At 37.4% G+C, this 24,321-nt stretch carries 15 protein-coding genes; 1 reads left to right on the plus strand and 14 read right to left on the minus strand.

Translation table 11 applies throughout. The features are described 5' to 3' along the window. Positions 1-61: 61 nt before the first annotated feature. From AC0L3Q_RS21120 to AC0L3Q_RS21185, 14 genes are all read right to left on the minus strand, one after another. Entirely contained in the window at positions 62-703 is a 642-nt protein-coding gene (locus tag AC0L3Q_RS21120; RefSeq protein WP_473282667.1) for an NAD(P)-dependent oxidoreductase, read from the minus strand. A 25-nt stretch (positions 704-728) separates the two neighbouring features. Then, on the minus strand, positions 729-1,580 hold the full coding sequence (locus AC0L3Q_RS21125) for an alpha/beta fold hydrolase (RefSeq protein ID WP_473282669.1): 852 nt from the start codon (positions 1,578-1,580) through the stop codon (positions 729-731). A gap of 41 nt (positions 1,581-1,621) precedes the next feature. Next, complete coding sequence (locus AC0L3Q_RS21130) at positions 1,622-2,032, minus strand: Rrf2 family transcriptional regulator (RefSeq protein ID WP_473282670.1); 411 nt, start codon at positions 2,030-2,032, stop codon at positions 1,622-1,624. Between the two features lie 153 nt (positions 2,033-2,185). Beyond that, complete coding sequence (locus tag AC0L3Q_RS21135; protein ID WP_473282672.1) at positions 2,186-3,070, minus strand: glycoside hydrolase family 17 protein; 885 nt, start codon at positions 3,068-3,070, stop codon at positions 2,186-2,188. 24 nt (positions 3,071-3,094) lie between these two features. Next, a complete protein-coding gene (locus AC0L3Q_RS21140; protein WP_473282674.1) occupies positions 3,095-3,679 on the minus strand; it encodes an MFS transporter in 585 nt (194 codons plus the stop codon). Continuing rightward, complete coding sequence (locus AC0L3Q_RS21145) at positions 3,655-4,530, minus strand: MFS transporter (protein ID WP_473282676.1); 876 nt, start codon at positions 4,528-4,530, stop codon at positions 3,655-3,657. Before AC0L3Q_RS21145 ends, AC0L3Q_RS21140 begins: the two co-directional genes overlap by 25 nt. Before the next feature lie 4 nt (positions 4,531-4,534). Further along, positions 4,535-5,974 carry a glycoside hydrolase family 30 protein gene (locus tag AC0L3Q_RS21150; RefSeq protein ID WP_473286994.1) on the minus strand — a complete coding sequence of 480 codons (1,440 nt, stop codon included), beginning with the start codon at positions 5,972-5,974 and terminating at the stop codon, positions 4,535-4,537. A 45-nt stretch (positions 5,975-6,019) separates the two neighbouring features. Then, positions 6,020-7,306 (minus strand): glycosyl hydrolase family 17 protein, encoded by a 1,287-nt coding sequence (locus tag AC0L3Q_RS21155; RefSeq protein WP_473282677.1) that lies wholly within the window; start codon positions 7,304-7,306, stop codon positions 6,020-6,022. A gap of 6 nt (positions 7,307-7,312) precedes the next feature. Then, positions 7,313-10,774: a hypothetical protein gene (locus AC0L3Q_RS21160; RefSeq protein WP_473282679.1), complete on the minus strand. Its 3,462-nt coding sequence runs from the start codon at positions 10,772-10,774 to the stop codon at positions 7,313-7,315. An 89-nt stretch (positions 10,775-10,863) separates the two neighbouring features. Further along, the gene (locus AC0L3Q_RS21165; protein WP_473282680.1) at positions 10,864-13,143 is read right to left on the minus strand and encodes a PKD domain-containing protein; all 2,280 of its coding nucleotides are present in this window, start codon (positions 13,141-13,143) and stop codon (positions 10,864-10,866) included. A 107-nt stretch (positions 13,144-13,250) separates the two neighbouring features. After that, a complete protein-coding gene (locus AC0L3Q_RS21170; RefSeq protein ID WP_473282682.1) occupies positions 13,251-14,108 on the minus strand; it encodes a glycoside hydrolase family 16 protein in 858 nt (285 codons plus the stop codon). Between the two features lie 11 nt (positions 14,109-14,119). Continuing rightward, entirely contained in the window at positions 14,120-15,550 is a 1,431-nt protein-coding gene (locus AC0L3Q_RS21175; RefSeq protein WP_473282684.1) for a glycosyl hydrolase family 16, read from the minus strand. Positions 15,551-15,584: 34 nt separating this feature from the next. Next, positions 15,585-18,770 (minus strand): glycoside hydrolase family 2 TIM barrel-domain containing protein, encoded by a 3,186-nt coding sequence (locus AC0L3Q_RS21180; RefSeq protein ID WP_473282686.1) that lies wholly within the window; start codon positions 18,768-18,770, stop codon positions 15,585-15,587. Positions 18,771-19,126: 356 nt separating this feature from the next. Further along, entirely contained in the window at positions 19,127-21,904 is a 2,778-nt protein-coding gene (locus AC0L3Q_RS21185; RefSeq protein ID WP_473282688.1) for a helix-turn-helix and ligand-binding sensor domain-containing protein, read from the minus strand. A 796-nt stretch (positions 21,905-22,700) separates the two neighbouring features. On the opposite strand from AC0L3Q_RS21185, the gene AC0L3Q_RS21190 reads away from it, so the two are divergent. Then, positions 22,701-24,296 carry an isocitrate lyase gene (locus AC0L3Q_RS21190; protein WP_073319282.1) on the plus strand — a complete coding sequence of 532 codons (1,596 nt, stop codon included), beginning with the start codon at positions 22,701-22,703 and terminating at the stop codon, positions 24,294-24,296. The last annotated feature ends 25 nt before the right edge of the window (positions 24,297-24,321 follow it).

Genomic DNA, 24,321 nt, shown 5'->3' on the forward strand with positions numbered 1-24,321 from the left:
TTGAAAGACATCAACGCTTGACCAGATTAGTCGTAAGCGTTTATTTTACATTAATATGTTCTTAATATCCGACTGTGAATCTTTTCTTTAGAAATTTAGACGCATTCACCTCATCCAATATTGCCACGGCAAAATCCTCCATCGAAATGGCGCTTTCCCCTTTTTCATTACTAATCAAAGTATCTTCGGCTATTCTAAAGTTTCCCGTACGCTCTCCTTCAAAAATATATGCAGATGGAGATACATTGGTCCAATTCAGCTCAGTTTCTGGTCGATAAACTTCTTGCAAAGTAGTAAGATGTGCCTGCGCTATTGATTTATATTCTGATGGAAAATTGGGAGCATCGATCAGCAATAGATCATCCGCCACATTCAAGCTTCCCGCTCCTCCTACGACAATCAATCGTGTTCCTGCTTTCTTTGCAGCTTGAACCAGAGATTTTGAGGCCTCGATAAGTTGATCATTATTATCATGCGGAGGTGCGTAGGAACTAATCACAACATCACTACCACTAAAGGCTTGTGCCAAATCGTCTGTATTAAAAATATCTACTCGACTTGTTTGTACGTTTTTGGTATTCTCTAGTTGAAAATCCGATACTTGTTTTGATGTGATCAAATTCAACTCGTGTGCTCTATTTGCTGCTTCTCTGGTGATTCTTTGGCCGATGTTCCCTCCGGCTCCAACGATTGTAATTTTCATTGTAAAATAATTTTAAGTTTATATATTATTTGATAAAATTCTTGATAAGCTTTGCTACTTCTTGCGGGTATTCTTCCAGCATAAAATGCCCTCCTTCGAAAAGATGGATCTGAGCATTTTCCAGATCTTTGGTATATGCTTCTGCACCTTCTTTACTAAAAAATTTGTCATAGATTCCCCAAACGATCAGTGTTTTGGGTTGATGTGTCTTGAAATACGATTGCCAATCTGCATATTTTGGAAAGTTGGTTCCATAATTGGTAAACAATGCCGTTTGTTTTTCATGAATCCCGCTACGTTGCATAAAGGCAATATCTGTAAGATAAGACGTTGGATCTATCTTATCCTCTTCGATATGTTCGTGAAGGTATTGTTCTTTTATACCTTCTGGTGACATCAAATAATCTTTGAAGTTGGTAAGTCCCACTAGGTCATTTTCCTGCTGAAATTTCCCAATCTTCTGGGCCCATTCTCCCAAACCTTCCAGATAGGCATTTGCGTTTTGAATGATCAATCCTTTGATCCGATCAGGTCTTTTTGAAGCGATCCGTAAGCCTATAGGCCCACCATAATCTTGCATCATTAGATAAAAAGAAGATAGCTCAAGTGCTTCAATAAACCGCTCCATCGTACTAGTGATATTATCAAAAGTATACTCATAATTCTTTATGGATGGAGCTTCACTTAACCCAAACCCTGGATAGTCAGGAGCAATCAGATGATAATCTTCTGTTAGTAAATCTATAACTTCTCTATACATATGTGAAGAAGAAGGAAAACCATGCAATAACAGAATGGTTTCGTTATTTGGATTACCTGCTTCTCGGTAAAACAGTGCTATCCCGTCAATAATGATGGTGTTGTTTCTTGTTTTCATTATATTGTAACTTTTTTTATTACAGTTTAAAGTAAATTTTTTTAGAATTGATTCATAAACTCTTCCAAAGTTTGCTTCTCTAGTTCTTTACTAATTGCCGTATCGATATCTTCCAAGATCGTATCCATTTTCGAATTAATCTGTTTTCCTACTCTACAGTTTGGGTTCGGTTTATTTTTTAAAGGGGATAATACCGTATCGGTACCTTTAGCGATTTTGAAAATATCAGATAGTCGTATCTTATTGGCATCGATCAACAATTTAACTCCTCCGTTCTTTCCTTCTTTACTTTCTACCAATCCACCTGCTTTTAGAGATGCTATTTCTTTTCGCACTAACACTGGATTAATATTCAAACTTTCAGCAATCAATGTAGAGTTCATCCAATCTTCCTTATACATGGCTAATAGGGTCATGATATGTACTGCTATGGAAAATTTGGTTTTAATCATTACTGTAATTTTTTTAATTACAGTATAAAAGTAGGTAAAAAAAGTAAACCTTACAAGTTTTTTTAAAAAAAGTAGAATTATGGTACAGACAACTTAATGAGTAAAATATACACTTGCTCCAGTGGAAATCTTGATTTATTACTCGGTTTAAGCTTAAAACTTCATCTTTTCATTTTTATCCCAAATCCCCCAGTACGCGCCTACATCGCCTTCTGCACCTACTTTCCAGGACTCGTCAAAAGATGAAAAATAAAACAATTCGATTCCTTCTTCATTCGCCCATTTTTGGGTATTGATAAAATACTTAATTGCATTTTCGTATGATGGGAAGGCTCCCTCCAGATTTGTTCCTTTACTTGGCCAACCTGTTTCAGAAATGATTACTTTTTTTCCATTTCCTGCTCGTAGCGCTCTTTGGTACATATCTTTCATATACAATAATGAATAATCCAGATCACAGCCTTCCCAAAATGGGTAACAATTGGCCAAAATAACATCACAAGCTTCACTAATTCTAGGATGATCTACAAACTCATAATAGGCATCCACATACCCAACCGGGATATCTTTTATTTTTGATTTGGCCTGATGAATAAAGTCCAATAACTGCTGTTCTGTTAAATCCCCTCGATATAATACTTCATTTCCCACTGCGGCTATATCAATACATCCTTCTTCATGCAATGCAATAAGATTGGCTACTTCTTTTTGGTTGATAGCATCATCGTCTCCTAACCATGCTCCCACCAGGGTTTTAATTCCATATTCTTTCGCAATTTTTGGAATCAGCTCATTTCCTTCTGTAGTAGAAAAAGATCGTACCCATTTGGTATGTGGAGCAATGATTTCCATACGTCGTCTTATCTGTGCTTCAGACAACTGATCTCCTGGTTGCTGGCCTTCTACATAAGGACTAAAACACAATCCATACATGCCTTCTGCCAAAAACTCTCTGAACATCTCTTGCAGGTCTTCTACACTCTTCCCTGCATAATCTATCGATGCTAATGCTAAAAATTTCTCAGTTCTAATTGACATGATTGTACATTTTCTATTTAAAAATTATAACTCTCCTCTACGCTCTACCAATTCTGCCTTAATTGCTCTTGCTCTATCTTCGGTCAAACTATATTTCCACATTACCCAAATCGCTAACCCTGCAGTAATGGCGGGTAATGCGATATCTGTAATTCGCATTCCTGTTAACGCTTCCGCAGTTTGTGTAGATGCCGTTGGATCATATCCTAATAGACTAAGGATAATCCCTGAAAATACCAATGCCAGTCCTTGTCCAACTTTTATCATCCACCAGTAGATAGCTCCAAAGGTTCCCTCTTTTCTCGGCATTCCATTTTCTAACTCATCCAAATCACAAACATCAGCTGTCATGGACATCATTAACGTAAACAAGCACCCCATCCCAAATGCCATCAATGGGATCGGTAAGAAAATCATATAAGGGTTTTCGGGGTTGAAGCCCCACCATTTTAATAGGTATCCAATAATGGAAATGGTTGTAGCAATTATAAATGCTTTGCGCTTACCATATTTATTTGCCATCCAATTAATTATAGGGATGGCAATAAAGGCAGTATATGCTGCAGTTACCGCCGGGAAAAGTGCTACCCACCATTTTGAAGCCCCCAATCTCCGTCAAACATGTAGAAATTGATAATAAACACTCCAAACTCTGCTACAATTTGAAAACCATTAAACACTAAAAAGGTAGCCAAACACAATTTTACAAAAGGAGCATTTTTGAATACCAGTTTGATCCCTTTAAATATTTTCCCCATACTGCTCCATATACTTTTTAGTGTTATTTCTTCTCGTCCCTTCATTTTGCTGGCATCAATTCCTCTACAAAACAGCGCTGGCAAAATCCCAAGAGCCACGATAACAATTCCAGATATCAATGCTATTTTTCGTACCCCTTCTGGTTGCGAATCGAACAGGTTTTTATCGGGAATCAACACATACAAAAAGGGAACCAACATCCAGGCAATTTGACCAATAGTATTGGCAAAACTCATGAGTCGGGTTCGCTCATTGTAATCTGATGTCATTTCATATCCTAATGCTATCAATGGAGTGGAGAAAATAGTATTTCCAAAAATCAAAAGGATAGAAAAACACAGTAAATACCAAAAGTTGTACATTTCAGGATTTACATCATGTACTTGCCACAAAACCGCAAAAATTAAACCTGTAAATATCGCCCCCAAGAAAATATAGGGCCTTCTTCTACCATATTTTGAACTGGTATTATCCGAAATATACCCCATCACCGGATCGGTAATCGCATCAAACAAACGAGGAATTCCTACAATTAAACCCGCCAAAATCGTGTTCATTGCAAAACCCTCGGGAGATTTGAGAATAACGACAAAAACCCCAAGTATTCCTGGAATTAAATTATTGATGAGATGGCCCGCGCCAAAAGCGGCTTTTTGACCTACAGGTACTTTATCTTTTGCGGCAGTTTTAATATTTGACATCGTTCTAAGTTTTAATTACTATTGTTTGAATAGCCTGTGCGTTAATAGAAATATCTTTTGATTTTTCATCGAGAATCAATGAAAACTGTTTTGATTTTGCTGTAGGATTGAACACTATTACAGTAATAGATCCATTAAGATTCTTGGCAGCGGTTACCATGATTTCTGAGTCTGAGTGGTTCACTTCAATGATTTTGGCTTCAGGGCGAATGTATTTGCTAAAATGCACCATCGTATAGTACAAAGGCGTAAAGTATACCTCGTCGGTATCCGGGTCTACAATTACCGGAGCAACACACCAATTTTTGAACCAATTAGGACCCCCTTGTCGGTCCAGAACCATATTCCAATCTACCCATCCATCTACCCAATTGTTTAAACAGCCAATAATGTCTCTTGCATACCGATATACGGGTACATATTTGGGGTGCAGATGCTTCTTATCTTCGGGAGCCCAATCCCAACCCCAATCGGTAGCTTCTTTGGACCAGTACCATGCATCATCTCGCCAGTGGGGCACTTCGGCATCTACACAAGCCTCGGTTTGGATCAAATATTTATTTGGTGCTTTTTTATGTGCATATTGCAGCGCTTCTGGGAAATAATCATAGGTGCTTTCGTACCAATGAATCGCAGTCCCATGATAGTATTTAGAGGAGGCTTGGTTCTTATACATTACATCAACCCATTCTTTTAACCCTTCTCTATTTTGATCATATCCCAGGATTTTGATTTCCCCTTTACCTTCTTTTTCTAATTTTGGTCCTAAGTGATTTTGTACAAAATCCGTCATCTCTTCCGGAGTAAAATGCATGCTTTCCCAATTGTCTCCATTACCATGAGGTTCATTTTCTACGGTAAGTCCCCAAATAGGAATTCCTTGTTGGTGATACGCATCTATATATTTTGAAAAAAACAATGCCCAAGTATCATAGTATTCTGGTAATAATTTTCCTCCTACCCAATGTTTGTTGTCTTTCATCCAGGGAGGTGCTGTCCAGGGTGAGGCAAAAATTTTGAAACCCTCTTCAGAAACGGTCATTGCCTCTTTTATCATGGGAATCAAATCTTCCAAATCTTCATCTACCGAAAAATCTTTGAGTTCTTTATCTTCTGTTGGCGCATATGAATATTGGCTAAGCGAAAAATCACAAGAGTTCATATGTGTTCGCGTAAGCGAATAGTTTGCTCCCTCCTTTCCAAAATATGCTTCAATAATTTTGGTCCTGTTTTCTTTACTTAACTTATTGAGTAAATATGCCGAAGCTTCTGTAAAAGCACCTCCAAACCCTGTAATCGTCTGATAACTTTTTTCAGGATTTAATAGGATACGGTCTTTGGATACAGAAGATGGAAACTCCTCTATTTTCTTCAGTTGATTACCGCTTGCAGAAGTTTCGTACACTGCTACCTCAAGAATGTCTTTATCTGTACATGCACTCATGATCAAAACAATTGCTAGTATGCTATAAATCTCTTTTCTCATTTTTTAAAAACCAACAGTCATTATCTCTTTTACCGCAGGTAATTCTACATCTTTCATCATTTCTTCAATATCTCCATCATAGGTTTTAGTGATTGGGTTTCCGCCTCTAGTTAACCCATCAAAAACGCCCTTGTCTACCTGTTCCCAAAGGGCGTATTTTGCTTTGCCATCTACAGTAATTAATCCGAAATGATTTTCAGAACCTTTATGATTTTGAGCATCTTTCCAGGGTTCATCAAAAGCTTCGAAGTAAAAACATGAGATTCCTGCTTTATTAGTCCATTCTCTCATATACCTATAGTACAAGGCTTCTTTAAACTCGTCGGTGGCTTTGGAACCATTGGGCCCGTAGTGACCGTTAGACACTGTTGCCCATCCGGTCTCTCCAATGTGGATCGGTTTTTCTACTCCTAGACTAGCTACGTAATCTGAAACTGCTTGATATTGCTTTTGCGCAAATTTTAAGGCTCTTTGCATGCTAGCTTCTAATTTTTCTTCAGAAGAAAGGCCTTCCTCCGCTACATCAACTCCCCAAAAATCTGGGTTATAATGTGTATTATGATAAGGATATGTATGCATGGATATATAATCCACGGCTTTGATCAGGTCTTCTAAATCTTTTACATGATAGCTTTCTTCACCTCCTCCCCAGGAGGCAAAATCATCTGAAGAGGTAATCCAAAGGTCTCTATGTAGCTTACCTTCCTTTTTCAAGTTTTGTAAATAGTTTACCCATTTTAAAATCACTTTTGGTGGCACATAGTAGCTGGTCGCCCATCTAATCATAGCCTCATTACCCACAGCAATTACCTTTACAATATCTGGATATTGATTAGCCAAGGCTACTGCTCTTTGTATTTCACCTTCGTTATGTATGCTCTCTACAGTATGATTAGGTTTTTGATCTGTCCAGGCATTTTTGCAATCGATCCATGCTCCTAGCATCACATACATTTCAAAAGTTTTGTCTTCTTGCTTTAACTGCTGTATTGCTTTCAACAAATTTGAAGCCTGCGCCAATTGCACATTATAGGTTCTTAATACTTTTATATTCATCGCATGTAGGATCCTCAAATCTTCTTTCAACTGCAGTATGGTGGGTTGAAAAGCTCTCGATGATTTGCGATACCCTCCATAGGATATTGCCAGGTAATCTGGATTGCCTAAAATGTCTTTTGCGGTAATGCCTTTTGGGGAATGCATAGATTGTTTTGTTTTTTGTTCTTGGTTACAAGACAACATCAGTAACAGCAATACCAGTGATTGTACTATGTAATGTCTTTGTATCATGTATTATTATTTTAAAATCGTTTTCTCAAGATTTACTTTTACGCTTTCAATTTCTCCGGTTCTCTTAAACAATTTTTGTGTTGTTGTGGTGTCCAATTTTAGACCCGGAGTAGAAGAGATGGAACCATCGCGATAGGTGATATCCAAGCAATTTTCTGCAGCTAACGAATACACAATCGGTACCTGACAATAAGTGAATACCAGTTCATGCCGATACAATTGCAATGTTTTTTCTTTTTGGGTTACATCGACATAATGAAATGATTTTGGGTGTTTTAGAAATTCTTCTGCTCGTAACAAACATGGATTAAATCGTAGCCTCCCGTTTTCAACAAACACACCTAGTTCTCCTAAACGACTTAAAATATCCTCTTTTACCTGGCCAGTCATTCCCGGTTGTTGTGCTCCTTTGCCTGCAGGGGTATGTGAGTATGGATCTGTTGGAAAAGCTCCATACAACTCTGGGGATTTATGAACACCAATCCCTTCATTAATTTCGTAATAATGCTCTAGTAATCTCCCGATAACTTCATCAGATTCTTGATTACGTATCGCTTTTAAGCAACATTCTTGTACTGCTAATAACAGTTTCGAAACCATATGCCAATAAATTGATCCTAATCCTTCATATCCATAAAAAGTTCCGGATCGACCTGTAAACGCTTTGTGATTAAACACTTCTTCAAAAATCTCCAGAACTAATTCTCGATCGTTTTGAGCCAGCTCTTTATATGTTGTTGAAAGACTATTCAATTCATTTTTTAAACTATCTGCATTATTAAAATTTCCATTGAAGTGATAGTTCCCCAGCATATCTTGTTCAATAATTTGCGTATTACCGTCAGCAAGCAAACGCTGAAGTAAAGACGAGCTTTCTGCTTTCTCTTTTGGAATGATATTCTTTTCGGTAAATGTTGGTAGTTCTTTATCAGGATATAACAAATAACTGTACTGGTCTGATCTAAACAATTGACTATGCTTTAAACCGTCCAATAGTTGAAGTGCTTCTACTGAAGATAAATATCCCGAACTTAATACTGCTACCTGCCCTTCTAACATTTCGCTCAAATAAGAAATGGATATTTCTTCATTATTTTTTACGGTCATCAAATTGTAAGCATGATACATATTATCGTCTCTCTTGTTTGCCACGATAGAATGCTCTATATACAAAAGACTTATATTGACAAAACCCTCTAAATCATCCCGTAAAATATTCTCTTTTCGACCTGAAAATGATTGCTCATAAATACACAATCTGTAATCACTTGCAGCTACGCCAAGACCATCTAAAATGAGTTTTCGGTCTTTGTCACTTATTTTTCCTGAAAGCACATGTTGGTGATCTTCTAATGTTCGAGTAACCTGAACAAAGAAAATCATCAGCTCTTCAGAAACGGCTGTCCCCTCAATTTTTGAATTGGATAATAGCTTTTTGAAAAAGACCAGGAAACGTCGTAAATAACACAGTGTAACCATCGAAACTCCATTTCCTACCAAAGCATTATTAGCATCATTCCATTCTGGTCGTTGTGTATTTAACCAGATTCCTGCCTCCGGAATAAAATTAGACAGCTTAGCCAAAATAGTAGCCAATAGTTTTTCTACAAAATTCACCTGATAAATTGTACCACTTTGATCTTTTAACAACGCTCCATCGGCTCCTAGCAGGTCTCTTTCCTCGCGTATTTTTTTATCAAGATCATAGTCAAAAACAATAGTATCCTTTGGATGTACTAAGAGGTCATCGTACGGTTTAATTTTATAAGGTACGTTGGCATACACAAATCTATCCTTGTTGAGAAACGGTTGTAATCGTTCTGGATAATGGTCCTGAAAAAATTCTAAAAACTTCAGTAAATAGATGATTTGATGATCTCCCCAATATCCGATATACGACCACGGATCATGCTCTTCGATCACCTCCCAATCGATCCCTCCTTTGGTAATTCTATAAGGATTATAGCCATCAAACGTGCTAGCGTTTAGAAATTTGTGAATCATACTTTCTACAAATTCTGGATAGGAGTGCGCCAAGGCTTCCCAGTTTTGGAAAATATCTCTCCAATTCCCTTCGTAATCCAAAATTTTGGATCCATCTATCTCGCTTTGGGTATTTATTGAAAACTTGTTCCAAGGCCGGCTTGGGTCTCCATGTCGCCTACTAAACTTAAGTGGCATATACTCTAAAGCAAGTCTTCTGAAATTTTTATCTTCATTCTGATAAGCAGCTTCCCTGAGATCAAAAAGTGTAAACGTATCCGGGAAATTTTTCAACAGGTCCTCATTGTTTTGATAAGCCTTTTTGTTTGCTTGAGTGAGATAATTGGTAAAATCCCATTTTTCGATGACATAATTCGCATCAAAAATGCCACCCCTCATAATATTAAATAAGGTATTAGCATAGTGCCTGGCATTTCCTTTTTTATCTGCAGTTAATTGAAATCCATCTGAAGCCGAGGTAAGTTGTATTAATCGCGATGTGCCCAATGCTATATCATCATTTACTTTTTGGATGATCTCACTATCAGCGGCAATAGTTTCCGAAATTTCGACGACCTGTGATGGCCCTTGATTTACATTAGCAACTACCATCCAATCTTTGCTACCTCCAGACGCTGTGGTAATTTCAGCGTTTACAAAATAAGCTCCTTTTTCAGCTTTAATATCGACCTCTTGATCTATGTTCAATCCATTTCTATAGCGATCGAGCTGAAGTGACGAAAGTAGATATTTGCAATTCTCAAGACCTTTTGACCAGACGATATTTGCTTTTAAAGCTTCGCTAGGTTCAGCACGATCTACAATGATTGCACTAAGCGTATAAATTCCTAATCCGCTTTGATCTAAGAGTTGATGCCTTTTGTAAGCATCTACCAAATTACTTCGTATCGCCTGTATATCGGTATTCACACCATGTGGCATAATATTTTGCAAGCCATCTAATATTTCTATTTGAATTTCAGAATCCGAATTGTTGATGATGCTGCTTTTTCTAACAAATCCATAGGTATTACTAGAATTCCACATATACCTATAAGTCAGTTTTAAATCGTGATTTATTTCTTCGAATAGAATCTTGTTTCCATAGGTATTTTTATAGATATTTCTAGAATATTGATAGGTCCCTGAATAGCGCTCAGAAAATGGTTCCCATATTGATAATTTCCCTTCTTTTTTAATTCTAAAAATGCTTTTACTACCTGTCATATCATACGACTCGGTAATCTTATCATCAGTATAGTATGGAAAAATAGCATGGTCTGAATTTTTTCTCCCCGCAGATAATCCCCCATTGCTGGATATAAACATCCAGTGATTGGCATCACTAACGATACTCATAAAAAAGGGGCGCATAAGATCACTATTCGAAATTCTATAAAATTGTTCGTTTTGTATAGTGACCGATTCGAGCTTTATCTCTTTATCTTGCCTTGTTCCCGGTGTTAATACGGAATCTTTTACCATTTTTAATTAAAGTTAGAAGGTTGTTATTTTGGTTCAAACAGGGCCAAGTAACCTAATCCTCGACCCCGTAGATTTGATTGGTTAGAATATTAGTTTGGTGTGATATTGAAATCGTCTAAATAAAAGGTAACATCTGCCGGTGTGGTACCGGGATCAACGTTTCCTGGTTTTACGACCAACATCGTATATACCGTTTCGTCTGATGAGTTAGGAAAGGGATTAGCAGACAAATCAAAAGACATTTCTACCCAATCATTTGCCGTTGCTAGCGTCTGAGTATAAGGTGCCGGATTACCGATACCTCCAGGATTAGGAATAGCCACAATCTCTAAACGTACTTCTTGATTAGGTTGTGTAGAATAAATCTTGAAGGTAATCGTCGAATTGTTTGTAAAACTCCCAGTGTTGAAAATATTTTGAAAACCTCCAAACCCATCTGCACCTGTTAATTTAATAAACTGATACACCTTATCAGAAGTATTGATCCCTTCCGAAACTGGATTATCTACAATTTCTCTGGATTGATTAGACCCAAAAGAAACATTAAACCCTTCGCAGTTCTCAAAATCAACAGGGAAAGAAGTCACGTCCATTGTTGGTCCTCCTGTGCATCCAACTCCTGTTCCGCCAGCGTTAAAGAGTCTGAAATCATCTATAAAATAGGTTTCCTCGGTGTTGGTATTCAACTCAAAGAACAATATGATTTTATCGTATTTACCGCTTTCTCCACTATCAAAATTAAAAGTCAACTCCTCCCAGGCACTAGCTACACTCGTGGCAGCTGCTACCTCTACATTTATTGCAGCATTGGTTTTATCCTCTAGTTTGACCAGTACATTGGTTCCTGCATTGGGAGACCATACTTTCATCTTAAATCCTCCATTCGCATTAAAATCAAACTTGGCATCAAAATCAATTTGATTGTTGGCAAATAGTGCTGCTCCCGATCTATCGATTTGCCCTACTTTACAAGAAGTATTCACTGCATTGTCAAAATCTGGATTATCGACAAAGGACAGACCTGCATCAAAAGAAGCTATGCTAGCTGTTGGATCTGTTTGGAAGGTTAAATTAAAATCTGCAGCATCCAAAGATTGAGTGGTCTCTGGAGTACATGGATCTGGAACCATTACCGAAACCTGCTCGATATCGTCTACAAAGAATGTTCCTGCTGCCGTACCCGGACCATCTACAAAAATCACCATGTCATTATACGATCCCGAAGAATTAAGAGTAAAAGTCAATTCTTCCCATCCAGAACCACTATGGTTTTGTACATTTTCAACGGGAGCCTCGGTACCATCTTCAAATTTCAATAAAATAGGTAAGGCCTGATCTGAGTATAATTTCAGTCTTACCCCTTTATCCATGGTAAAGTCGATAGCCGTATCCAAATTAAAGAAAGCATTCTCCCAGTTTACTCCTGCATTTGTAATTTGCCCTACCATAGTAGGATCGCTGTTTATTCCTGATAACTGTGGATTGTCTACTACTGTAAATGATACATTACCTATGATCTTGGTTGCATAATCAATCCCTTCACAATCAAAATCTATTGGTATTTCTAATAAAGTGTCTGTACAAGGGATATCTGCGGTATTAATTTGTGAAATATCATCTATATAAAACGTGCCTGCTGTGGTACCCGGACCATCCACAAATAAGGTGAATCTTGAAAAAGCATCTGGAGAATCGAAAGTAAAGTAGATTACTTCCCAACCTGTTCCTCCGTGACTAGCAGTAACCTCTACATCTGCTCCAGTACCTTCCTCTAGTTTTAGTAAAATATCTACAGGAGTATCTGACCAAAAAAGCACCCGTACCGATTTTTGTTCTGCCAGGTCTAACGGATCACCCAAATTAAAGAAGAAACCTTCAAAAGCAGCTCCGTTATTCGTGATTTGCCCCACATTTGAAGTACTGGCATTAGCTCCCGTAGGATCCGGGTTTTCTACAATCGCAAATGTAGCTCCATTAAATACACTTACTTCATAATTTACATTAGCATCATCAAAATTAACCGGAAACGTAATTGGAAGAGGAATGTTAATACGAATTTCATCTTCAAAAGTACCTTCTGCTCCTGCTCCATTTTTTGCAGTTAATATTACGGTGTAATTCCCCGTAGGATATGTTTTTACGGGATTGATCTCTGTAGAAGTCGTACCATCTCCAAAATCCCAAGTATAACTATCTGCATTTTCTGAGAGGTTGATAAAAGATACTCTTCCTGTATCTCCATTTATAGTTTGCGCAAAGCTTGCTACAACTTGCGGTAAATTGTTATCATCATCATCTTCACACCCTAAAAAGGCAACTGTTATTACCAAAAGACAAATTATCCCGGTTCTTGTTATTAATTGTTTCATGAGTGATATTATTGTTTTAGAGGTTATATGAAACTTACCGCATACTCATTTCTTTGTGAGTCAACACGATACGCTACGGCTCGCTTCATCATTTCTTCTTAATTGGTTTAATTAGTTTCTATATTTTCATATACGCGAACATAGTCTACGACCATGGTTTGAGGGAATACAGTTTCTGCATTGGGTGGACCTGGCAAGTTGCCCCCAACAGCCAGGTTTAAAATGATGTAAAACGGTCTATCGTTGAATACCCATTCTCCTTCCCCATTAGTCTCTTCTGCCAAAACTTCGGGAGTCATTTGGTAATACAACACATCATCTACATAATAATTGATATAGTCTGGTCCCCATTCTATCCCATAAATATGAAAGTCGGTATCCACTCGGCTATCCTGGAAGGTATACGTCTTAGATATAGAACTTGCGCCAGAGTACCCGGGTCCGTGAACAGTACCGAATATTTCTGTCGGGGCATCCCCCGTATTTTCCATGATATCTATCTCGCCTATCTGAGGCCAGATGTTGCCATCACTATCATCACCTAACAACCAAAAAGCTGGCCACATGCCTTTACCAAAAGGCAGGCGTATCCGCGCCTCAAAACGACCATACTGCTGTTGAATTTTTCCTTGGGTCTGTAATCTTGCAGAAGTGTATTGCGCTCCATTAAAATCTTCCTGGCGAGCAGTGATTAATAAAAAACCATTCTCTACAGTGACGTTTTCGGTTCTATCTGTATAGAATTGTAACTCATTATTTCCCCATCCTGGAATTCCTTGTTCTGAGCCATCGCCAATGTCAAAATTCCAAAAAGAAGTATCGATTTGCCCATCTACATCAAAATTATCTTCTGCTACCAAACTAGTGAATGTAGCAACTGTTTGAGTATCATCGGTCCCACAGCCTGTAATACAAAGACTGGAAACAAATAGAAATCCAATTATTTTATTTAAACTCTTATTCATTTTTCAATTTTTTATTCTCTATAGAAGTATATATTATCGATTATAAAAGAACTCCCATTGGATACAAAGGCAACTCTTGCTATGTTATTTAAATTAGGAGAACCAGGAAAAACTGCCGTTGCTTCCGTAAAGTCATTTATAGGTATGTCTATACCAATCCAAGTACCTTCTACCAATTCAGAACTAGGTATAGTAAACCCACCTCCGGTGTCATCTCCACCGCCATCAGCGTTATCTGCTCCAAAGTCAATTAGTTGAACTGTAAGGGCTGGATTTGTCGAACTGCTAAGTTGTACATCTACATGAAGATGTGTCATCCCTGATACATCATTTGTACCATCCCAACCTAATCCTACAAAAGTTAAATTGTCATAATTGACAATCTGATCTCCATTTAAGCTTTGGGTTTGGACCTGTACATTTGGATCATTGAATATTGCGAAGTTCAAATTAGTAACACTAGTGTAGGCATCACTAAATATGGATATTACATCTCCCGGATCCCTAACCGGAGGTGTTTCTGCACCTACAAAACTACCAAGTACTTCTAAGTTCAAAGATCCTTGGGCCAAAACCCCGTCGAGTTGTCCTGTGATGGTTGTGGTACCTTCGCCAACAATTTCAATCAACCCGAGTTCATTCACAAACGCTACGTTTGTATTGGATGACGAAAAATCAAAGTAACGAGGTGCTGGTATAACGGTAATATTTTCACCACTAGGTGCATTAAATGTGGCTTCTAAACCAACGACTGGTAAGATGGTTCCCGTAAAGCCCTGCTCTGTCAAATCTTCTCCAGAAAATATAGCAGGCCTTAATTGGGCTATCGTACTTAAGTTTTCAAACCGCAATTCATCCATCCAAAAGGTAAAACCAATCTCATTCCCGTTAGGTTCTGAATCGATGATATCTAAGCCTCCTGCAGAAAAAACAAACATTCCTTTCTCTTGCACCAATTTTGAAGGATCTGGAATTGGTACAATGTATTTTCGCCAATCTGTTGATAGTGGAATGTTTCGTCGTTCGACTGCAAATTTGTTTTCTTCAAAATCTGTCCCAAAGCCTACCAAACCTATACTAGCGGTGATAGAAGCCCGAGCCCAAAAGGTTAAGGCCGTGTATTCTGTTAAATTCCTTCCTTCTCCTCTATCCAGGAATATGCCTCCCACAAAATTCCCATTAGGATCATTTGGAGCTGGTACATCAATTCTTATAGAAGAATTCCCTTCAAAGGCCACATCATCATCTGTACCAAAGGCTTCAGGATTAGCGCCAAGTGCGGGATCAAATGATCTAAAAAATTCGTCTGTTAAACCTACTGGGCTATCTGTGTAAATTTCGGCGGTATTTGGAAAAGTCGCAAAGACTGCTTCGTCTGAGAGTCCCCTCTCGCAGCTCGATAGTAGTATTAAAACCAATGTCAAAGAGAATATGGTTTTCACGTTTATATGTTTTCTATTCTTCATTTTCATTGTATTATTTTCCTATGTTAATGTGTAAATACGTTCTTATCTCCCATTCATTACCATCATCAAATCCGACTGGACTTAATACGGGTACTGGTGGAAAAGTGCCTGGTGGAACCGCTGTTGGTGAATATCTAGGAGAAAATTCATCTAATGAACGCCATGTACCTCGAACTCCTATTCTGGTGTTTGGTAAAATAAACCAGTCCGGCTTTCCTATAGATGTAGATATATCCAACATTAATTGCACAGGATACGTTAAATTGAAATCACGATGATAATCATAAGGTCCCCAATCGTTTATTTGAAACGTATGTTGAAACTTCCATTTTTTGTAGATCACTCGAATATCTCCCCCAATTCTATCAATGGCTCTTGGATCACTTCCGTTAGATTGCCCCTTACCAGCAAACAAGTTGGCTACTAACGCCAAGTCTGGATTCATTTTAGAGACAATACAGGAATTTACTTCCCATAAATCCTTAGCAGGCACAGAATTAGGAAACGCAAATATGGTACGATCTGCTAAAAAACCGATATGTGCATCCATTGTTGTTGGCAGATGCCAGTACACAAATCCTAAATTAAATGCTAGTTTGGCATCTTCGGACCTATCACTATCCCATTGATAAAACCATGAACCAGGGGTTGGGTCGTAGGTAAATAATATTTCTCCCGCTGTTGTTTTTCTGTTGGCTCTAACTACGAAAGGATCGACAAGTATGTTTCTTAATCTTCCTGCTCCGCCAACATCATTGGGTATAGCATCTACTAATGGTTCTTGCCATAAAAAGTTAGGCGCTATTTGCCAGTCTCCAATGGTATAGGTAAACCCTGTTAAAAAACTATTTTGATTTCCGCTCCCATTATCTTTCAGTTTCCATCCGGCAAATGATTGTGTTTGATCGACTCCCCCATTGGCGACCAATCCTGTGACACCTCCTAGCGCGTACCAATTAAATTTTCCTTTTGAATAGGTGACTCTCGCTTTAGCTCCCCAATTGTCGTCACTATTTACCTTATCCTGATATACTACATAATTCCCTGGTTCGCCTCTTACATCTTGATATGTAATATCATTTAGTGGGCTACCTGCCCATATTCCTCCCAGTGTCACTCCAAATGCACCAAAGTCTTTCTCTACCACTAATGTAGCTCTCTCTGTAGGCCAAGGCGGAATTACACCACTTCGTACCTGATTAGCATCAAGGATACGGCGACCATTTTCATCTAATTCTACATCCGTTTCAAAATCTCTGTGGTAAATACCTGTAATATCGAAGTCTTTGATCTTGGTAGTATACTTAAGTAGTGCTGTAGGATTAGCCCCCCACCATATTTGAGGTCCAAATGCGGCTTTTAACCCGTTTAGATCTCCTTTACCATCGATCTCCATTCCCAAAATTTCACCATTATAGATATCTAGATTAGGACCATAGTTAGCCTCGGGATATAAGCCAAAAAAATCACCTTCATATCCCCAATGATAATGCCCTGTTCTGTAGAATCCCTTTATATCGGCAATTTTTGTGTTCCATTCGTATTCCGCATTATACACTCGTAGCCTGTTAAAATCTTCTATTTCAACATCCAGGTCATTCCCTCCTTCTACACCTTGTACGACAACTGGTCTACCTACACTTTCATAAAACAATTCATTGATAGGGTTCTCGGCAACATTCCCCAGGATATTAAAATTAACATTGGCTCGCATACTAGGAGAAGGTCTTCCTTCTACACCTATGTAATAGGATTCCATATGATCAAAACCCAATTGATTTGGAAATACATTTGCATTTGGATCTTCATTTTCTGGAGTTGTGATTAATGATCCCCCGGTATTAAACGTTGTGAATTCGGCTCGAAGCTGGCTCAACCTTATTTTCCCACCTCTTTTGGATTCGAGGGCGGCTTTATCGCCACGAGCCCTAAGCACAGCATCAGTAATTTGAATATTATTGAAATAATTAATTACAAAATCCAATGTCATTCCATCATCGTATGGATTCAATCGATGCGCCTCTTTTAGTGCGTAATATGCTGCACGCGGATATAATTCGTAAAGTCCTCTTTCGTTGGTTGGTCCTTTGGCACAGATCCCAAACCATTCTTCATTCATATTATTATCATCGCTTTTTTCCTGGTCTCTGCTATATCCCCCATTAGACCAAGAAGCGGCATTGTCATGCACATCCAAATTTTCGGTTTGCTTATATTTCCACCATCCATCACTAAATTGAAAGGTGAACCCTCCTATGGAGTTTTCAGCTCTTCCGAGTCCGGCGGCGTTTTCATAAATTTCTTTCCAATTTCCTAGATTATAGTATGCCTGAGAGTATTGATCTTCTTGGTTATCCCTAGCATTGAAAGCATCTCCTCCAAACTCTGCAAAAAGAATAGGTAATCCAAGTTCGTCTTTTACCCGTTGAAAAGCATCTCCAAAAGATATCCCACGGTACATATTCGTACCATAAATATCAATATCGGTGCATTCTTCTTTTACAATATCCGCGTATAATAGATCTCCATTACAAATTGCGATGGGATGTGATTGGTCTATTGCTTTTACTTCTTTTGCTGCATCATTAAATGCTTTGTATAATGCGCGAGCCGCCAATTTGATTCCTGCACTCGTATCATTGATAGGTATGTCTTCGGTTTCTGCCCCAGTCCAAGATAAGTGATAATTATTTTCGTTTCCTATCATATAGAGTAACAACCCTGGCGTGTTTTTGTAAGTATTCGCCATAGTTCTGGCTTCTTCCATTAACACCTTTCTTGTATCGGGATCGGCATAGTCTGTTTGTGGTACCCAAGCACCGTTTATGGTAAGTCCATACGCTCCAAAGGTGATATTGAGCATGGTATAAATCCCATAATTTTCATAGATATACTTGATCCATTTGGGCTTAAGATTGTACGTACGTATAGCATTAACCCCCATATTCTTCAAAAGGGTCATTTCGCCATCGATCGCAGCTTTAATAATGTCGTCGGATTTTGCCCATATTCCTGGATCAGTAATGGTGGTACCAATGGGAACATAATCCCAGTTTACCCCGTTGACCATGAAATCCTTTCCGTTGACTACCAACTTGATCCCACTATTATCGGTAACCACTGATACCCGATCAGCTTGTGCGCTTACAATTATGGTACCCAAAAACAGTATGATTTGTAGAAAATTAGTTCTCATAGAGTTTATTGACTTTAAGAATGACTTTAAAAAAATGTGAAGAAATTTTGTTTAGTGATGGTAACTCAAATCATGCTTCAAGTGATGTTCAGCATATCAATTTCGTTATTATTTGTTTTTTTGTTAAAAATTTCCCCGATAGAGTAAATTTATCCTAAAAAGATAGAAGACCCACAAAATCTACCTCAACAAAAAACATACACCGCAATAAAAAAGGCATTTCATTGCGTTATTCTCATTCTTAAGGCTATTGTTTAAAGGATCTCGCAACGGTGATTAAACAAGCGTTAAAAATTATCTCTCAACTCTTGTTGTATAGGTAATGTATAGGTGATTATTTGATCTGTATAGGTGGTCTACAACCCTAGAATGTAGTTAACCAGGTTTTCTTCATGCTGAAGATTTAGTTTTTTCCGAAGCCTGTAGCGTTTAATTTCTACACTTCGCGCAGAGATATTAAATAGGGGTGCGATTTCCTTTGAAGAAAGATTAAGACGTAAATACGCACAAAGTTTGAGATCGTTTGGGGTTAGGTCTGGATGGTTTTTTTTGAGTTTTTTCAAAAACTTTCGATCTACATTGTTAAATGCCTCTTTGAAAAATTCCCAATTATCGTGATGATTTAGATTTTCATCAATAATATCTACAACAGGTTTCACTGATCTCTGATCTGAAATCGCAACGAGATGATTCTTAATTTGGGTAAGTAGTTCATTCTTTTTGGCTACATCGATAGTGGACGCCGCTAGTTCTTTGCTCTTACCCTCAAACTCTTTTTTGAGTTGTTCATTCTTGATGCGAATGATTTCCTTTTCGTTTTGGATATTGGTTAGCTCTATTTCTCGCTGGTTGTTTTCAATTAATTCGGTTTGTTTTCTTTTATAGTATCGCTTGTACATGATATGCATAAACACAGAAAACAAAAGAACTGCTAACACATAAAAACCTAACACAAGATTTGTAACATACCAGGGTTTAGCTATTGTAAACGAATAACTATCTACATTGGCAGATACTTTATTCCCTATTCTGGACCTCACATTAAATGTATATCCACCAGGTGGTAAGTTTTGAAAAGATACCGAGGAGGTTTCTGACCATTCGCTCCAATCATCATAAATCCCCTGTAATTGAAACTGATATCTCGGTTTCAAATATCGATTGTACTCTGGAGCATAAAAGGAAATCCTGAAGTTATTCTCTGAACTCTTGAAATCTCCTTCTAAAGTATGATCCACCCTAGTTATCCCTTCCTGCTGTTTTTTGTTGGATGTTTGAATAACACTTTCTAAATAGACCTTAAAATCTCTAACACTTAATTTATCGATATCAACAGTTATATACCCAGAACTGGTACCAAACAAATAAGTGTTTTTGTCACCCAAACTCATCGCACTTTCGTATCCGGTAACACTATTTCTTTCTTCTGTGGTAAAAGGGATATTACCAATCTTTGGGGTTTTGCTCAAAGTCCCCTGAGTAACAAAACTAATATTGGATTTGGTAAAAACCCATAGATTATCTTGTTGATCCAGAACCAACTTCCCAGAAGTATAGTCTTGCTCTGTATATATAGAACTTAAAAGGCTATCTCTATCAAATCTTGTATTTTGGGAATCATATTTAAAGATTCCATCCTTGTAAGCATACAGCAGATCTCCCTTGTAATTTACCAGTCCAGAATTAGATCCTATTATAGTGGTATCAATTGTGATGTTCTCTATTTCTGAAAAGTCCGGATTCACGGCGATCCTAAATACTCCTTTATATTCGTGATTCACATAAATATCCTTTTCAACAACTTCAAAATACCGTGAAGAGTTATTAAAACCTTCAATTTTGTTCTTAAACTGCCAATTTCCATTCACGTTTTCCAAAACATACAAACCGTCATAATTTCCTTGCAAGATTGTATTGGGATATTTTTCGAGAGCGCTGATTTTCCATGTTCCTGGCACATTAGATACTTTGGTTACCTCATCATTTTCAACCAAAAATGTTCCCGCATTATGCCCACAAAAAAGCACATCATTAATCTTTTGCAAACACCAGACTTGTCCTTGAGTTCCTTTTACAAATTCAAAATCCTCCTTGCTTTCAAGGCTTTTATAAAACAATCCTTGATTGGTACCTAGATATAAGTTATTGTTCTGTATAGCGGCTGCATAAACACTTCCCAAGATACCCCTTTTATTGCTATAAATTCTAAAAGGTGAATTGATATTGATATAACTGATACCGCTGTCGAGTCCCAACCAAATATTGTTATCCGTATCCTCAAAAACAGATAAGACGGTATTATTTATCAAGCCTTTATTCTGATCGATTTGATATACTAGCTCTCCTTTACTATCTAGATAAATAAGCCCATGAGAAATCGTTCCTAAAACAAAACTTTTATCCGATAATCTAATCGCATTATAGATACTTATTTCAGACAACAAGGGATTATTAAATGTGTTCCAGGACGCAACTTCATCATTTTTTAAGCGATAAAAACCATTATCTCTAGTCAGGAACAATAGTTCATTATTTTCAGCAAAGAGAGTTACTACTTCGCTATTTTTAACAATAGGATCATCGGTAACCAGAATAGCTTTGCCGTTCTCAATTCGAAATATTCCTTCTTTTAAGATTTGGAAATAAATATATCCGTTAACCTCTACCACTTTGGTGATGGTATTACTAGCATCAATAATATTTACAGAACCACCATTTAGATCATAAATATAGATTCTGTTTAGGGATTGAAACACGATCCAATTTTCGATATCTATAATATTCCAAAACTCTTCATCTTCTAACAGACCTTTATTGATCTTTTGAGATATCGAGGTATACTGTAACATCCCATCTCCTCCTCTTGTCCAATATCCAAACTCCATGTAGCAACCCGTATAGATTTTATCATTTACTACTTTGACTGACCTAAGAATGGATTCATTTGGTGAAGGATATAATTTCCAAATCGCTCCGTTGAATTCCAACAATCCTTTATTGTTAGCCACATACATGAGTTTATCTGAAGCTTGAGAAATGGACCAATTTTGGTTCTCGGCGTTGTATTCCTTTGGAGAAAAATTTTGTATAGGGGGTAACTCCTGTGCTTTACCAAAAGTACAGAAGCAAATCAATAATAAGAGTACTATACGTTTATACGATCCCAATTAAGAAAAGAAATATATTGCTAATACAATAATACAAATTATTAATTCAACGACTATTTTACTCTTTTTAAGACAGTTGAAACACTTCATCCAGAAAGAAAAGGAGAATCTTTGTGCACACAACTATATTTTGTTTTCATGGTGAGTATTGAGAAAAATCTTTTTTACAGAATACCCCTCAAATCTTTCTTTTTTAATTTTTTGATGCAACAAAAACGGATACCAAAGTTCATCAACATCGCTCAAAAAGATAAAAGGAACTATTTTTCTTTACATCACTCTATTTTTTTTCATCTTTTTTTCAAAAATAAATTTCAGTAAAAAATTTATAGTTCAAAAAAATAGAAACAAACAAATAAACAGCTGATTACTAGATGACTAAATCATAATCTAGAATCGAAATCCACTTCCTACAAACTACTTTAACACATTTCGCGAACAATCATTTTTTACATTTTTAAAACATTTTAGCGAACGTTCGCTTTTTTTATCAAAAACTTTTTTTTAATATTGTCCTGTAATTAATTTACTGCGGTACAATAAGAATCGTATTTCAAAAAGAGAATCTCGGAGACGCTGTTAAGTATCTATTTGCATTCTAATTATTAATAAAAACAAAAATCTAAAGGATGAAATCTCAAGTAAAAACTAAAACACTGGTTACAAGTTGGGCTATTAATAATACTATTGATTACAACACAGAGAAAACCAACAATTTGAAATAAGCATTAACCCTTAAAATAAAATTTTAAAAAACTTAATTATGACTACTTATAATTCAGCTCTCGATACGGTTCGTAGATTAAAAGCAAAACATGGAAATACCTGGACTACTATAAGCCCAGAAAATGCAGCTCGTGTTGCTACGCAAAACCGATTTAAAACCGGATTGGATATCGCTAGATATACTGCCGCTATTATGCGCAAAGACATGGCAGAATACGATGCAAACCACGTAAACTACACACAATCTTTAGGTTGTTGGCATGGTTTTGTGGCCCAACAAAAAATGATCGCAGTAAAAAAGCATAGAGGGACCACAAACAAAACGTATTTATACCTTTCGGGTTGGATGGTTGCCGCATTACGTTCTGAGTTAGGACCTTTACCAGATCAGTCTATGCACGAAAAAACTGCTGTACCTAAGTTGATCGAAGAGATCTACACTTTTTTACGCCAGGCAGATGCAGTAGAACTAAATGACCTTTTCCGTCGTTTGGATGCCGGTGAAGATGTGCAAGATCAAATCGATAATTTTGAGACTCACGTGGTGCCAATTATTGCTGATATAGATGCTGGTTTTGGTAATGAAGAAGCTACCTATCTTTTGGCTAAGAAAATGATTGAAGCTGGTGCCTGTGCACTGCAGATCGAAAATCAAGTATCTGATGCTAAGCAATGTGGTCACCAGGATGGAAAAGTAACCGTTCCGCACGAAGATTTTATCGCTAAGCTAAATGCACTTCGATATGCATTTTTGGAACTAGGAGTAGATGATGGTGTAATTGTAGCCAGAACTGATTCTGAAGGTGCTGGTCTAACTCAAAAATTACCAGTTTCTGTAGAAGAGGGAGATTTGGCATCACAATACATGGATTTTATTGATGCTGAAGAAGTAAGCCTGGAAGAAGTAAATGAAAACGATGTACTTTTTAGACGTAATGGTAAATTGGTTCGCCCAGTAAGGTTACCAAACGGTTTATATAAATTTAAAGAAGGGTCTAATATCGATCGTGTAGTATTAGATTGTATCACAAGTTTACAAAATGGTGCTGATCTATTATGGATCGAAACACCAACACCAAATGTGAAGCAAATCGCTCATATGGTAAATAGAGTGAAAGAAGTAGTACCAAACGCAAAGTTGGTGTATAACAACTCACCATCTTTTAACTGGACGATCAACTTCCGTCAGCAAGCATTTGATCTAATGGTAGAAAATGGTGAAGACACTACAGGATATGAACGAGCAGAATTAATGGATGCAAAATACGACGGAACAGAATTGGCAGATAGAGCAGACGAAATGATCCGTATGTTCCAGGCAGAAGCATCTCGTGATGCAGGGGTATTCCACCACTTAATCACACTGCCAACATACCACACTACTGCATTGCATATGAATGATTTGGTAGAAGGATATTTTGGAGACATGGGAATGCTAGCATATGTTGGATCGGTGCAACGTCAAGAAATCCGCAAAGGAGTATCTTGTGTAAAACACCAACGAATGGCAGGTTCTGACCTTGGTGATGACCACAAAACGTTCTTCGCTGGTGACAAAGCCTTAAAAGCAGGCGGTGCCAAAAATACCAGTAATCAATTTGAATTAAAACCAGAATCAGTTCTTGATAAATAAGAACAAATTACATAACTACAACAAA

Source organism: Aquimarina sp. KJ22-3 (assembly GCF_055808215.1).

What these genes read in the sequence shown, in the direction of transcription:
- AC0L3Q_RS21120 (WP_473282667.1), bottom strand. Translation starts at nt 703, where the DNA reads ATGAAAATTACAATCGTTGGAGCCGGAGGGAACATCGGCCAAAGAATC.
- AC0L3Q_RS21125 (WP_473282669.1), bottom strand. Translation starts at nt 1,580, where the DNA reads ATGAAAACAAGAAACAACACCATCATTATTGACGGGATAGCACTGTTT.
- AC0L3Q_RS21130 (WP_473282670.1), bottom strand. Translation starts at nt 2,032, where the DNA reads ATGATTAAAACCAAATTTTCCATAGCAGTACATATCATGACCCTATTA.
- AC0L3Q_RS21135 (WP_473282672.1), bottom strand. Translation starts at nt 3,070, where the DNA reads ATGTCAATTAGAACTGAGAAATTTTTAGCATTAGCATCGATAGATTAT.
- AC0L3Q_RS21145 (WP_473282676.1), bottom strand. Translation starts at nt 4,530, where the DNA reads ATGTCAAATATTAAAACTGCCGCAAAAGATAAAGTACCTGTAGGTCAA.
- AC0L3Q_RS21150 (WP_473286994.1), bottom strand. Translation starts at nt 5,974, where the DNA reads ATGAGTGCATGTACAGATAAAGACATTCTTGAGGTAGCAGTGTACGAA.
- AC0L3Q_RS21155 (WP_473282677.1), bottom strand. Translation starts at nt 7,306, where the DNA reads ATGATACAAAGACATTACATAGTACAATCACTGGTATTGCTGTTACTG.
- AC0L3Q_RS21160 (WP_473282679.1), bottom strand. Translation starts at nt 10,774, where the DNA reads ATGGTAAAAGATTCCGTATTAACACCGGGAACAAGGCAAGATAAAGAG.
- AC0L3Q_RS21165 (WP_473282680.1), bottom strand. Translation starts at nt 13,143, where the DNA reads ATGAAACAATTAATAACAAGAACCGGGATAATTTGTCTTTTGGTAATA.
- AC0L3Q_RS21170 (WP_473282682.1), bottom strand. Translation starts at nt 14,108, where the DNA reads ATGAATAAGAGTTTAAATAAAATAATTGGATTTCTATTTGTTTCCAGT.
- AC0L3Q_RS21180 (WP_473282686.1), bottom strand. Translation starts at nt 18,770, where the DNA reads ATGAGAACTAATTTTCTACAAATCATACTGTTTTTGGGTACCATAATT.
- AC0L3Q_RS21190 (WP_073319282.1), top strand. Translation starts at nt 22,701, where the DNA reads ATGACTACTTATAATTCAGCTCTCGATACGGTTCGTAGATTAAAAGCA.